Annotated in this window: 11 protein-coding genes; 6 read left to right on the top strand and 5 right to left on the bottom strand. The window is 59.9% G+C overall.

Going from position 1 to position 13,769, the window contains the following annotated elements; genetic code table 11:
• Window positions 1-64: 64 nt before the first annotated feature.
• The 5 genes from ABD937_RS08770 (at window position 65) to ABD937_RS08750 (ending at window position 7,649) form a co-directional block, all read left to right on the top strand.
• Window positions 65-889 (top strand): SAM hydrolase/SAM-dependent halogenase family protein, encoded by an 825-nt coding sequence (locus ABD937_RS08770; RefSeq protein WP_345255141.1) that lies wholly within the window; start codon window positions 65-67, stop codon window positions 887-889.
• Window positions 886-1,197 carry a putative quinol monooxygenase gene (locus ABD937_RS08765; RefSeq protein WP_345255139.1) on the top strand — a complete coding sequence of 104 codons (312 nt, stop codon included), beginning with the start codon at window positions 886-888 and terminating at the stop codon, window positions 1,195-1,197. Before ABD937_RS08770 ends, ABD937_RS08765 begins: the two co-directional genes overlap by 4 nt.
• A 227-nt stretch (window positions 1,198-1,424) precedes the next feature.
• The gene (locus ABD937_RS08760) at window positions 1,425-4,802 is read left to right on the top strand and encodes a glycosyltransferase family 117 protein (RefSeq protein WP_345255137.1); all 3,378 of its coding nucleotides are present in this window, start codon (window positions 1,425-1,427) and stop codon (window positions 4,800-4,802) included.
• A gap of 118 nt (window positions 4,803-4,920) precedes the next feature.
• Entirely contained in the window at window positions 4,921-6,018 is a 1,098-nt protein-coding gene (locus ABD937_RS08755) for a vWA domain-containing protein (protein WP_345255135.1), read from the top strand.
• A gap of 101 nt (window positions 6,019-6,119) precedes the next feature.
• The gene (locus ABD937_RS08750) at window positions 6,120-7,649 is read left to right on the top strand and encodes a magnesium chelatase (RefSeq protein ID WP_345255133.1); all 1,530 of its coding nucleotides are present in this window, start codon (window positions 6,120-6,122) and stop codon (window positions 7,647-7,649) included.
• A 195-nt stretch (window positions 7,650-7,844) separates the two neighbouring features.
• On the opposite strand, the gene ABD937_RS08745 is transcribed toward ABD937_RS08750, so the two are convergent.
• The 3 genes from ABD937_RS08745 to murB form a co-directional block, all read right to left on the bottom strand.
• Window positions 7,845-8,237, bottom strand: coding sequence for a hypothetical protein (locus ABD937_RS08745; RefSeq protein WP_345255132.1), 393 nt, complete (start codon window positions 8,235-8,237; stop codon window positions 7,845-7,847).
• Between the two features lie 172 nt (window positions 8,238-8,409).
• Window positions 8,410-8,799, bottom strand: a complete 390-nt coding sequence (locus ABD937_RS08740) for a hypothetical protein (RefSeq protein ID WP_345255131.1) — start codon at window positions 8,797-8,799, stop codon at window positions 8,410-8,412.
• Window positions 8,800-8,862: 63 nt separating this feature from the next.
• Window positions 8,863-9,873, bottom strand: coding sequence for a UDP-N-acetylmuramate dehydrogenase (gene murB, locus ABD937_RS08735; RefSeq protein WP_345255130.1), 1,011 nt, complete (start codon window positions 9,871-9,873; stop codon window positions 8,863-8,865).
• 117 nt (window positions 9,874-9,990) lie between these two features.
• On the opposite strand from murB, the gene ABD937_RS08730 reads away from it, so the two are divergent.
• Window positions 9,991-10,668 carry an NAD(P)H-binding protein gene (locus ABD937_RS08730; RefSeq protein WP_345255128.1) on the top strand — a complete coding sequence of 226 codons (678 nt, stop codon included), beginning with the start codon at window positions 9,991-9,993 and terminating at the stop codon, window positions 10,666-10,668.
• Between the two features lie 80 nt (window positions 10,669-10,748).
• Here the strand turns inward: ABD937_RS08730 and priA are convergent, their stop codons facing one another.
• Window positions 10,749-13,190 (bottom strand): replication restart helicase PriA, encoded by a 2,442-nt coding sequence (gene priA, locus ABD937_RS08725; protein WP_345255127.1) that lies wholly within the window; start codon window positions 13,188-13,190, stop codon window positions 10,749-10,751.
• Window positions 13,191-13,208: 18 nt separating this feature from the next.
• Window positions 13,209-13,613, bottom strand: coding sequence for a GxxExxY protein (locus ABD937_RS08720; protein ID WP_345255126.1), 405 nt, complete (start codon window positions 13,611-13,613; stop codon window positions 13,209-13,211).
• Between the last annotated feature and the right edge of the window lie 156 nt (window positions 13,614-13,769).

Below are 13,769 nucleotides of genomic sequence, written 5' to 3'. Positions count from 1 at the left end.
CGGCCGACGGGATTATGTATTGTGGACTTTAATGTAGAATTTTACCGCCGCTCCCACCACCACCATGCCGCTTGTCACCCTCACTTCTGATATTGGCCAACAGGATTACCTTGTTGGAGCGATCAAGGGTCGTCTGCTGCGCATCAACCCCGAGTTCCGGATCATCGACATCTCGCACTCCCTCTCTCCCTTCAATTACCCGCAGGCCGCCTACGTGTGCCGCAGCGCGATCAAGAACTTCCCCGAGTTCACCTTCCACATCGTGCTGATCAACCTCTTCGAGTCGAAGCCGGACCAGCTGCTGTTCGCCTTTCACAACAACCAGTATGTGCTCTGCGCCGACAACGGCCTGCTGGAGATGATCCTCGAGGAGAAGCCGGAGATGGTGATCGGCATTCCCTTCGACAAACCCGCGATCAAGAACACGCTTTACTGCATCGACGTGGCGGCGAAGGCCATCACGCAGCTCGTGAACGGCGAGCCGGTGCAGAACATCGGTACCCCCGACGCCTCCTACATCGAGAAGAACCCGTTGCGTCCCCTGCACGGCGAGGGCTGGATCGAAGGCCACATCATCTTCATCGACAATTTCGAGAACGTGGTGGTGAACATCACCCAGGAGCAGTTCGAGCAGCAGCGCCGCGGGCGCCGCTTCAAGATCGTGTTCAAGCGCGATGAGGTGATCGAGCGCATCTCCGGCTCCTACGCCGACGTACCGCAGGGCGAAAAGCTGGTGCTCTTCAACAGCGCGGGCTATATGGAGATCGCCATCAACAAGGGGAATGCGGCCGGTCTCTTCGGCCTGCGCGGTTACAACGACAAGAACCCCGGTACCATTACCCAGAACCGTTTGTTTTACCAGACCGTAAAAGTATTTTTTGAATCATGATCCTTCGAATCGTAAAACTGAGCTTCCGGCCCGACGAGGTCGCCAAGTTCGAAGCCTATTTCGAGGAGCGCCGGCACCGTATCCGCCACTACCCGGGCTGCACGCACCTGCAGCTGTGGCAGGACCGCCAGGATCCTTGCGTGTTCTTCACCTACAGCCACTGGGAGTCTGACGAAGCGCTCGACGCCTATCGTCACTCCGAATTCTTCGGCAACGTATGGAAGACCATCAAGCCGATGTTCGCGCAAAAGGCCGAAGCCTGGTCGTTGAACAACATTCCCGCCCCCGTGGCCGTTCCTGCCGGCTGATCCACGCCGCGCTACTCCTCCCCCCCGATCGCTTGCTTTTTCCTGCTTTTTTTTAACGACGGACCGCATCCGCCCGGAAGCCCCTTGCCCTGACCGCCGATTTCCGTTGCCCGCCCTACATCCCTTTTAACAAATACGCAGGGCAATCGGGCTTAATTTAGCCCCTTCCCTATATTTTTGCGACTACCCCGAAAAAGCGTTCGGGGTCAAACCAATCATAACTCTCTATGAACTTTAAAAGAGTGAACGACCTGACCGGCTGGGTCGTGTGTATCATTGCCTGCCTGGTGTATGTACTGACTGCTGAAAAATCCGGGAGCTTCTGGGATTGCGGCGAATTTGTGGCAGCTGCCTACAAGCTGCAACTTCCGCACCCTCCCGGCGCGCCCGTGTTCACCATCCTGGGCCGCTTCTTCATCGTGCTGTTTGGAGGCAGCCCGGACTCCGCCGCCAAGGCCGTCAACATCATGAACGCACTGGCCTCCGGCTTCACGATCCTGTTCCTCTTCTGGACCATCACGCACTTCGCCCGCAAGCTCGTTAGCGGCCTCGCCATCGAGCCCACGCGCGCACAGACGGCCACCATCATGGGCGCCGGCATCGTGGGCGGGCTCGCCTATACCTTCACCGACTCGTTCTGGTACAGCGCCGTTGAAGGCGAAGTGTACGCGCTTTCCTCCTTCTTCACCGCACTGATCTTCTGGGCAATGCTGAAATGGGAGCGCGCCGACGTAGCCGCCGGCACCGACCGCCAGCTCCGTAATTATGCGGATCGCTGGATCGTGTTCATCGCCTTCATGACCGGCCTCGCCATCGGCGTGCACCTGCTCGGGCTGCTGACCATCCCGGCGCTCGTCATGATCTATTACTATCGTCGCTACGAGTACACCCGCAAGGGCGCCATCTACGCCTTCCTCATCGGCTGCGCCATCACCGGCGTGGTACAGGTGGCCGTGATCCAGTGGACGGTGAAGTTCGCCGGCAAGTTCGACATCTTCTTCGTCAACAACTTCAACCTGCCCTTCTTCTCCGGGTTCATCTTCTTCTTCGTACTGCTTGCCGCCGGCATCTGGTGGGGCCTCCGTGCCGCCCGCAAGAACGGCTGGTCGTTCCTGCGCCTCGCGCTCTGGTCGGTCACCTTCATGATGCTCGGCTACTCGCTTTATGCCACCACGCTCCTTCGCTCCGCGGCCAACCCGTCGATCGACATGAACAACGTGGACAACCCGATGAGCCTGAACTACTACCTCGGTCGCGAGCAGTACGGCTCCGCGCCGCTGGTAAAGGGCCCCTATTTCACGACACCGGTGCTGCGCGACGAGAGCGGCCAGGCCGTGTATAAGGAGGGGGATATGCGCTACTCCAAGAGCAACGGCCGCTATGTAGCGCTCGGCCGCAGCCAGGACGTCGAATACGAAAGCGAAGTGCTCTTCCCCCGCCTCTGGGACCGCAGCAACGACCAGGGTCATGCCGACTTCTACGTTGACTGGCTGAACCTCAGTCGCTCCCAGGATGCGCAGTCCGGCCAGACCGTGTACGAGCAGCCCACCTACGGCGACAACATCCGCTGGTTCGTGACCTACCAAATGGGGCATATGTACTGGCGCTACTTCATGTGGAACTTTGCCGGCCGCCAGAACGACATCCAGGGCTTCGGCAACAAGCGCGATGGCAACTGGATCTCGGGTATCTCCGTCATTGACAACATGCGCCTCGGCGACCAGAAGATGCTCCCCGAAAGTATCCGCAACAACAAGGCCTCCAACAAGCTGCTGCTGTTGCCCCTTCTGCTCGGCGTCTTCGGCTGCGTGTACCACTTCCTGAAAGACCGCCGCGACTGGGTCGTTTCCTTCCTCCTCTTCTTCTTCACCGGTCTCGCCATCGTGCTGTACCTCAACCAGCCGGGCAACCAGCCGCGTGAGCGCGACTACGCCTTTGCCGGCTCCTTCTATGCCTTCGCGATCTGGATCGGCCTGTCGGTGGTGGGCTTCGTGCGCCTCGCCCACGAGCACAGCGACCGCAAGACCCTATTCAATGCACTCACCTACGGCGCACTCACGACGCTGATCATCACCCTTATGGCCAACACCACCACCACGGCCGGCGGCGCCATGGGGTCCGCAGTGCTGGCGGGGCTGATCTATGCCGCGGTGATCGGGCTTATCTATTTTATCGTGAAAGCCGTGGCCGGCAAGAGTGAAGTGCTGAAGACATCTTCCGTTGCACTCGCCACGCTCCTTTGCCTGTCGGCGCCTGTGCTGATGGCCGCGCAGGAGTGGGACGATCACGACCGCAGCAACAAGACGCTGGCGCCTGACCTCGCCCGCACCTACCTCGAAGGCTGCGCCAAGAATGCGATCCTCTTTACGTTCGGCGACAACGACACCTACCCGCTCTGGTATGCCCAGGAAGTGGAAGGCGTGCGCCCCGACATCCGCATCATCAACACCAGCCTGCTTGGCATCGACTGGTACGTGAACCAGCTGCGCTACAAGGTGAACGAAAGCGCGCCCATCGACGTCATCTGGGACGCCAACCAGATCACCGGCTTCAACGTGCTCTTCTACCAGCCCCAGGGCGACCAGACCGGCTTCCAGCCCCTGTACCCGCTCATGAAAGACCAGGTGGGCCGCCAGCTGATGAATGACGACAAGACCCAGGTGCAGCCGGTGATCCCCACCAAGCGCCTGTTCATCCCTGTAGATGTGGACGCCGTGCGCCGCAACGGCACCGTGCAGCCCGGCGACTCCGTGATCTCCGGCATGCCGCTCGAGATCCAGCTGGTGCAGGACCGCTACATCGGCCTCGACCGCGTGGCCATCCTCAACATCATCGCCGCCAACGCGCAGAAAGGCTGGGAGCGCCCGATCTACTTCACGAGCCCGATGGGTGACCTCGGCTTCTACCAGTACCTCCGCAAAGACGGTATGGCCCTGCGCCTCGTGCCGGTTGAAGGCAAGTTCCCGCAGCAGAACTGGGTCACCTTCATGGAGACGCGCAAGAACCGCATGGGCGGGGTGAGCATCCACGACAACAACGACGCTGCGATCTTCCAGAACGCCATGAAGTTCCGCGCCGGCGGCGCCAACCTCCCCCGCAACTACTTCGACGAGGAGAACCGCCGCCACCTGCTCGACATCCGCGGCCTCATGACCGAGATCGCCGGCAACTATGCCGACAAGGGCAAGAAAGCCGAGGCGGTGCAGATGCTCCGGCAGATCGACCAGATCATCGCCGAGCGCAACCTGCCGGTAGCTATGGCGAGCCGCTATGCATCGCACAACGTGAATGCCCTGCAGTTCCTCGAGGCGGCCTACAAGGCCGGCGACCTCCAGCGCGCCACGCGCCTGCGCAGCCTCATCGAAAAAGACTTGCAGGAGCAGAAGCGCTATTACGATTACCTCCGCGAAGAGCGCCCCGACCTGTACCAGAGCGAGGGCCAGGACGAGTACCAGAACAACGTGCTGCTCGAGAAAGTGCTCCCGGCCATCGTGCGCCAGTACGACCCGGCGGCACGCCAGGCAGCACCGGAGAACGTGACGCCCCAGCAAGCCCCGCCGGCAACGCAGCAGGCGCCGGCTACGGCTCCTGCAGGCGGCCAGTAAGCTTCCGAAACACTTGAAAGACCCTCCCCGCCGGAGGGTCTTTTTTTATGCCGGTTGCCGGTTTCTTAACACTCCCGTTTGAACAACCGGCCTGGCTTTATTGTACATTGTATCCCTTATGCGTGGTTTTCAGTTTACCCGGTTTGATCCCAGCGAGCAAGGGAAGACCCGCTTCGAGCAACTGCTCGACCTCTTCCTGCAACTACTCACCTACACCAGTGGCGACGTGGGCGAAGCCCTCCAATGGCTCAACGAGCTCGACAAGCAATATGAGCTCACCGACGACGAGTATGGCATGGGCGACTTTATCGAAGACCTGAAAGGCAAGGGCTACCTTACCGACAACAACGAGGCCGGCGAGATCCGCATCACCCCTAAGACCGAGCAGGGCATCCGCAAGCGGAGCCTCGAGGAAATCTTCGGGAAGCTCAAGAAGTCGCGCGCCGGCGACCACAATACCTTCAAGCCGGGCCAGGGCGACGAGCAAAGTCCGAACACACGACCCTTTCAGTTTGGCGACATGCTGGAGCAGATCGACTTCACCGAGTCGATCCGCACGGCGCAGATCAACCATGGACTCGACTCGTTTTCGATGAGCGAGGACGACCTGCAGATCCGGGAGAACGACTTCAAGGCGCAAACGTCCACGGTGCTCATGATCGACATCTCGCACTCGATGATCCTCTATGGCGAGGACCGCATCACCCCTGCGAAAAAGGTGGCGATGGCGCTCTCGGAGCTCATTACGACGCGCTACCCGAAAGACACGCTCGACATCGTGGTGTTCGGCAACGACGCCTGGCCAGTGGAGATCAAGGACCTCCCCTACCTGCAGGTGGGCCCCTATCATACCAACACGGTGGCGGGACTCGAGCTGGCGATGGACATCCTGCGGCGCCGGAAAAACCCGAACAAGCAGATCTTCATGATCACCGACGGCAAGCCTACCTGCCTCAAGATCGGGAAGCGCTATTATAAGAATTCCTTCGGCCTCGACCGCAAGGTGACGAGCCGCTGCATGAACCTGGCCGCGCAGTGCAAGAAGCTGAAGATCCCGGTCACGACCTTTATGATCGCCACCGATCCGTACCTGCAGCGCTTCGTACAGGAATTTACGGAGACCAATAACGGCAAGGCCTTCTTCGCCTCGCTCGACAAGCTGGGCGCCTTCATCTTCAAAGACTTTGAAAGCGGGAAGCGTAAAACTCTTTATTAACACGGTAAGGACGCATCAACGATGCGTCCCCACGATCATCTAAATACCAACGCCTCGTGATGCGTCGCCCGAGAAAAGATATGGCACAAGACAAGAAAGCAATGGATATCAAACGGATCAACACGATCCGGGAGCTGAAAGAGAGCGGCTACCGGCCCAGGAGCATCAAGGAAGAATTGCGCGAGAACCTGATCAAAAAGCTGCAGGCCCAGGAAGAGACGTTCTCGGGTATCGTCGGCTACGAAGAGACGGTGATCCCTGACGTGGAGCGCGCGCTCCTGAGCAAGCACAACATCCTTTTCCTCGGCCTCCGCGGGCAGGCCAAAACGCGGATGGCCCGCCAGATGACCGCCCTGCTTGACGAATGGATCCCGGTGGTTGCCGGCTCCGACATTAACGACGACCCGCTGGCGCCCCTCTCCCGCTACTCCAAAGAACTTATTGCCGAAAAGGGCGACGACGCCCCCATCGAATGGATCCACCGCTCGCAGCGTTATGGCGAGAAGCTGGCGACACCCGACGTGACCGTGGCCGACCTGATCGGCGACGTGGACCCGATCAAGGCCGCCAACCTGCGGCTTTCCTTTGCCGACGAGCGGGTGATCCACTACGGCATCATTCCGAAAAGCAACCGCGGCATCTTCGTCATCAACGAGCTGCCCGACCTGCAGGCGCGCATCCAGGTAGCGCTGTTCAACATCCTGGAAGAAGGCGACGTGCAGATCCGGGGCTTCAAACTGCGCCTCCCGCTCGACATCCTCTTCGTATTCACCGCAAACCCGGAAGACTATACGAACCGGGGATCGATCGTGACGCCGCTGAAGGACCGCATCCAGAGCCAGATCCTGACCCACTACCCGAAAAGCCTCGAGGATGCCCTCGCCATCACCGAGCAGGAAGCCGACCTCGGAGACCGCCAGAAAGAATCGGTTGCCGTCAGCGACCTCGTGAAGCGCCTCATCGAGCAGGTAGCCTTCGAGGCGCGTGCTTCGGAGTTCGTGGACAAGAAAAGCGGCGTGTCGGCCCGACTCACGATCTCGGCTTTCGAGAACGCCGTTTCGGCGGCCGAGCGGCGCGCGCTCGTAAACCGGGAAGACAATACGCAGGTCTGGATCTCCGACCTGGTAGGCATCATCCCCTCCATCACCGGCAAGATCGAGCTGGTATACGAAGGCGAGCAGGAAGGCCCGTACCAGGTGGCGATGAACCTGCTCAACAAAGCCATCCGCACCCAGTTTGCCCAATATTTCCCCAACCCGGAAACCCTGAAGAAAAGGGCCCCGCGCAAGGGCGCGGCGCCCGAGCCGGTGGAGAACCCCTACAAGGCTATCACGGGCTGGTTCGACAAGGGTAACCACCTGAACCTGCTCTTCGGTCTCAACGACCGCGATAAGATCAATGCCCTTTACGCGGTAGACGGGCTGCATGCCCTTGTGAAAAAGACCTTCGGGCACGCCAATGAAAAAGAAGCGGCGCTGCTCATGGAGTTCGTGCTGCACGGCCTCGCCTCCTATTCGCTGATTTCGAAAAAGATCCTGGATACTTCGGTTGAGTTCAAAGACCTCATGGGGAGCATGTTTACGATGCCTACGGCCGCCGACGAGGAAGATGAAGAAGAAGATTTCAACTGATCACCCCCGTTCAAGGCTACACATAGAAAGCGCTCCCGGCTACCGGGGGCGCTTTTCCATTGGAGACGCCAGCCAACGTTCAACCCGTAGAATTACAGGGTCGATGGGTGGTCACGACACTAAACCGGAAAGGAGCCCGATCGATACGACCGTGACTAGCAAGCCGCCGTTTGGGATGCCTTTATACGGGCGCACTTAATTGACTACCACCGTATCGGCCTTGAACAGGGAGTTGCCGCTGTTGTAATAGCGAACGATGTGCTGTCCGGGCAACCCCGGCTTGATGGTGACGGTCGTGTCGACGCGGTAGAGGGCCTGGGCACAGGCGCCGCCCTGCTGCACCGACCCGATGGTGCGAACGGCCCACTCCCGCGGTGCGGTAGAGTCCACATGCATGCGCTCGAAGCGGTAACACAGGTTGGCACCTGTGGCACGCACCCGCGCGGTGAAGGCAGTGTTGAGCGTTGCCGCGGCCGGTGTTTTCGTGGAGTCGATCGTGAGCAGGGTTTCCACGCGGGTGCTGTTGTTGTCTTTCTTACAGCTCGCGAGCCAAAGCACGCCGAGCACGAGCAGGGAGGTCTTGTACATGGTGTTTCGTTTCCTCTTCGACACAGCAGGAGGCATTACCGCTGCACGAGGCCCCCGCTTTTGCAATTTCTTTAGAAATGAAGCGCCGCCACCAGATCATGCGGACCGGTTGCCTACAAAAGCAAAACGCAACCCTGGGGCTGCGTCCACTCCTGACGGGGCAGATCCCGCTTTAATTAACCAGTACCGTATCGGTCCGGAACAGCACGTCCTTATTGTAGAAATTCAGTGCGTAGCGTCCCGGCGCCTGCGCGTTGATGGAAATGACGGAATCGGGAAGGGCGAGATAGTCCTGGCAGACACTCCTGCTTTCATAGAATCCCTTTACACGGATATCGAAGGCGCTCGCCCGCGAACTGATGTCGAAGCGGTCGAAGCCGTAGCAGGAGCCGGGAACGGCGTAGCGTACGTGTGCTCGGATGTTCCGGCCTTGTACGGATCCATCGGGCAAGCCGGCATCTACGATTTCGAGGTCAACCGGACGCTGATCGTTTTCGCAGTTCTTGGTACAGCCAAACAGGAGCACGGCGGCGAGGCTCAGGGTCGGAAACAGGCGCTTCATGATTGTGTGTTTGTGCTCTGACCCCTTTGCGGGATGCCACGTTGCACCTGCAAGAAAAAATTCCTAAACGACATTCACTTCGCGCTCGAGCGTCACGCCGAACTTTTCTTCCACCGAGGCGATGATCTCGCTGCTGAGCGCGAAGATCTCGCCGCCGGTAGCCCCGCCGTAATTGACGAGTACGAGCGCCTGTTTCGGGTAGCAGCCGGCATCGCCGCGCCGGAACCCCTTCCAGCCGCACTGCTCGATGAGCCAGCCTGCGGCCAGCTTCATCCCGGCATCCTGCGGAAACGCCACGATCGATGGGTGGGCGGCCTTCAGTGTCGCGTAATGCTCCATCGGCACCTGCGGGTTCTTGAAAAACGAGCCTGCGTTGCCCACCTCGCGCCAGTCGGGGAGCTTGGAGCTGCGGATGTTGATGACGGCCTGCGAGATGGCCCCGATGCTGAGTTCCTGTACGCCCATACGCGCCAGCTCCTCGCGGATGGCGCCGTATTCGGTATGGAACCGGGGTGTTTTCCGGAGGCGGTACGTAACAGAGGTGATGACGTACTGTCCTTTATAGACGTTCTTGAATACACTCTCGCGGTACCCGAAGCGGCAGTCTTCGAGGGTAAAGGTGTCGAGCCTGCGCTCTCGGATATGGAAGGCTTCGAGCTCATGAAAGACGTCTTTGATCTCCACGCCGTAGGCGCCGATGTTCTGCATCGGGGAAGCGCCCACGCTGCCCGGGATCAGCGACAGGTTCTCGACGCCGGCAAAGCCGTTGGCCACGCAATGCAGCACGAAGCCGTGCCAGTTCTCCCCGCCGCCGGCCCGTACATATACGTATTCGGTGTCCTCGGCAATCGTTTCGATGCCGGTGATCCCATTGTGCAGTACGAGGCCTTCGAAATCGCGCGTGAACAGCACGTTGCTGCCGCCGCCCAGCACCATCAGGGGGGCGTCGCCCTGGTGGTCGAGCAGGGCCTTGAGCTCATCGAGGTTCGCAAACGGTGCGTAATAACGGGCGCTCGCCGCTACTCCAAAGGTGGTAATCGGCTTCACGGAAACATGCTCCTGCAGGATCGACATGCGGTAAAGCTACGGCAAGGAAGGCTTTGCGAAGCGCTTCGGACCGGATGGAGTGAAACCGGCCGCCAGGCCCTACTTTTACGGGCAGCACGAATCCACAAACAACACACTCCGGCTATGACCACCACACTCATCGGCGCCACAGGCCTCATCGGCGGCCACCTGCTCGAAGCGCTACGGGCCGATCCTGCTTTCGGAACGATCCGCGTACTCCTGCGCCGGCCGGTGCCGTTCGACGGACCACGCACGGAGCTCCGGATGGTCGACTTCAACGACGCGGCCGCGTACCGCAATGCCATTGCCGGCTCGGACCTTATTTTTTGCGCGGTCGGAACCACGCAGCAAAAGGTGGGTGGCGACAAGGAAGCGTACCGCAGGATCGATTTCGACATTCCCGTGAATGCGGCACGCCTCGGACGTGAAACCGGGTGCCGGCACCTCCTGCTGGTATCGTCGGTGGGCGCCGATGCGTCCAGTAGCAACTTCTACCTCCGCCTCAAGGGCGAAACCGAAGACGCGGTGCGCGCCGCCGGGCTGCCCGCCACCTCCATCTTCCGTCCGTCGATGCTCCTCGGCAACCGCCGCGAGGTGCGCGTCGGCGAACGCATCGGGCAGGTGCTGATGAAGACGTTTTCGTTCGCGCTTGCCGGCGGCCTGCGCAAATACAAACCCATAGAGGCCGCCGATGTGGCCCGCGCCATGGTCGCCAAAGCGAAAGCAGACGCCCGCGGAAATGAAGTACTGGAATACGATGCGATGTTTGAACTGCGCAAGTCCCGGCAAACCTCGCTGTAAAGCCGGTAGACAATCGAAAAATCGTTTAATTGGAAGGAAAGAATGATCCAGCCTAAGTTCCCCCCTCGGGGGACAGGGGGCTAGACCGCATCCACATCCGGCACCACGATCACCTTTTTGAACTTTCCTTCGTGGTGGAGCATCGCGGTGTAGCGCTGGATATCGTCCTTGCAGCGGGAAAGCAGCTGGCTGTCACGCGGCAGCTTCAGCATCAGCTCCATGAGGTACATATTGCGTACACGCGGCACCATCGGCTCGGCCGGCCCTACCAGATAATTGCCATAGGCCGGCTGCATGAGGCGCGTAAAATGATGGGCCGCATCGTTCACCACGTCGCGCTCCTTGTGCTTGAAGTGGAGCAGCACCACGCGCGAGAACGGCGGGTAAAAGAACTGCCGGCGCTTGTCGAGCTCCTCCAGGAACATCCCGACGTAATCGTGGCGCAGCACGTGCTGCAGCAGCGGGTGGTTGGGCAGGTTGGTCTGGATCAGCACATCGCCTACCCCATCGCGCCGGCCCGCGCGTCCGCTCACCTGCTCCATCAGCTGAAAGGCCCGCTCATTGACGCGGAAGTCCGCAAAATGCAGCAGTCCGTCGGCATCGATCACACCCACAAGTTCCACATTGTCGAAATCGAGTCCCTTTACCACCATCTGCGTGCCCACCAGGATGTCGATCTTGCGCTGCTCGAACTGCTGGATCAGCACGTCGTGCGCGTTCTTGTTGCGGATGGCATCGAAGTCCATGCGCGCGATCTTGGCATCGGGCAGGTGTTGCTCGAGCTCCTCCTCGATTCGCTCGGTACCAAAGCTTTTCTGCACCAGCTTGTCCGACCCGCAGCCACGGCAGGTAAGTACCGGCGGGTAGATGTTGCCGCAATAGTGGCATTTGAGCTTGTTGGAGAACTTATGGAAGGTGAGCGATACGTCGCAGTGCTCGCATTGCGCGATCCAGCCACAGACCGTACATAGGTGGAAGGGCGCATAGCCCCGCCGGTTCTGGAACAGGATCGCCTGCTTCTTGCGCGCCACGGTCTGCTTCAGCTCTTCGAGCAGGTGCACCGAAAACATCACTTTCTCCCCCGGCTTGCGCGGCACCGCCCGCAGGTCCACGAGCTGCATCGTCGGCAGCTTTACGTCGCCATAGCGCTCCGTAAGTCCGGCGAGCCCGAACTTGCCGCTGCGAGCATTGTGGTAGGTTTCGAGCGAGGGCGTGGCGCTGCCCAGCAACACCTTGGCGCCAGTGAGGCCCGAGAGGTAGATCGCGGCGTCGCGCCCATGGTACCGCGGCGCGGGATCCTGTTGCTTGTACGAGGGATCATGCTCCTCGTCGCAGATGATGAGGCCAAGGTCCTGGTAGGGCAGGAACAGCGAGGAGCGGGCGCCGAGCACCACCTTGAGCTCCCCGCTTTTGACCTTGTTCCAGATTTCCACGCGCTCGTTGTGGCTGAAGCGGGAATGGTAAATGCCGATGTGTCCGCCGAAGTATTTCTGGAGGCGGCGGATGATCTGCGCCGTGAGCGCGATCTCGGGCAGCATATACAAAACCTGCCGGCCCTTGCGGATGTATTGCTCGATGAGGCGGATATAGAGCAGCGTCTTGCCGCTCGAGGTCACGCCATGCAGCAGGCAGACCGGCTTCTCTACAAAGGCCGTCTCCACCTGTACAAAGGCTTCTTCCTGCGCCGGCGTCAGCGTAAAATCGATGTGTATGTCTTTTGGCAGGTACTGGATGCGGTCCACGCTGCGCTTTTCCGTGCGCAGGATGCCCTTTTCCACCAGGCCCTTGAGCTGTGCATCGGTGGCATTGGCCTTCTTGAGGAGGCTTGCCTTGATTACCTCGCCCTCCGTTTTCAGGAGGTGCAGGTAGCCGAGGAGCAGCTCCATCTGCTTCGGCGCGCGGCTCCAGTTGTTCAGCAGCTCCGACAGCCGGTCTTCGTTGCTGTATTCGGGCTCCAGCAGTACGAAGGTCTCCTTGCGCGGAGCAAACTTCTCCTTCAGCGACTCCCACACGAAGCACACCTTCTTGCCCATAAGGCGGTTCACGATCGGGTACACGTGGGTGCTGTCGAGAATGCCCTGCACCTCGGTGAGGCGCAGCTCCTGCTTCATCAGGAGCGCTTCGGCCACGAGGTATTCTTCGGAATCGAGCGTCGAGAAATCGTCGCCGAACTCCTCGTTGAACACCAGGATCGTTTCGCTGGAGAGCTTGAAGTGCGCCGGAAGGGCGGCGGCCATCACCTCACCTTCGGTGGCCATGTAATAGTCGGCGAGCCATTCCCAGAAGCGCAGCTGCCAAGCATGGATCACGGGCTCATGATCAAGGACGTTGAGGATCTCCTTTGTTTCGAAGCCTTTCGGCTTGTCGGGGTGGATCGCCTTTACGATACCGGAGTACTTCTTGTGCTTGCCCAGGTTCACTTCCACGCGGCAGCCGATCCGCAGTCCTTCCTGCAGGTGCGCGGGGATCTCCCAGGTGTAATTCTTCGGTAGGGCAAGTGGTATGACGATCTCAGCAAACATGCACGGGAAGGGTGCAAGTTAATTGAGAGAAAAGGGAAAGACGCGGTATTTTTTGTTGGTCAGGCGTTTCTGCTGGAAGCGCGCCGCACCGAAGTTGAGGAGCAGGCCGGTGCGGAGGTTGAAGTAGTGCAGCAGGTTGTCCATTTGCGCGTGGTGCGACTTCCCCATGCGGGCGTCGGTGCGCAGCGTCACCACGATATCGTTGTCGAGCGCGAAGTCGAAGCGGTGCTCGCCTACGAGTTCGCCTTCGTAGCGCACGGGAAGTGCATGATCGCGGGTGAAGGTAAGCGGGGTGCTCTCGAGCTCGAGGTAGAGCGCCTCCTGGTACACCGAAGCCTCGAAGCCGGGTCCCAGGATCTCGTGTACGCGCCGGGCGCAGGTGATAATGATACGGACCGCCCTGTGGAGTTCTGTCTGTGTCATTGGAAAAGGGTTGCTTGTTGACGAAGTAACGGGATTACCGCAACCCCGCAATGCGGGAAACCCGGGAAAATGCACCTGTTTTCCTGCTTTTTTTCCGGTAGCACCCGGCCTTTTTTCCGGCCTGCCCGGCAACTCACTGAGCGTCTTTCGTTTACA

This window comes from Flaviaestuariibacter amylovorans, assembly GCF_039541815.1.
Taxonomy (GTDB): domain Bacteria; phylum Bacteroidota; class Bacteroidia; order Chitinophagales; family Chitinophagaceae; genus Flavisolibacter; species Flavisolibacter amylovorans.
Note: the sequence above shows the minus strand (reverse complement) of the source record. Positions and strands in the feature narration are given on the sequence as shown.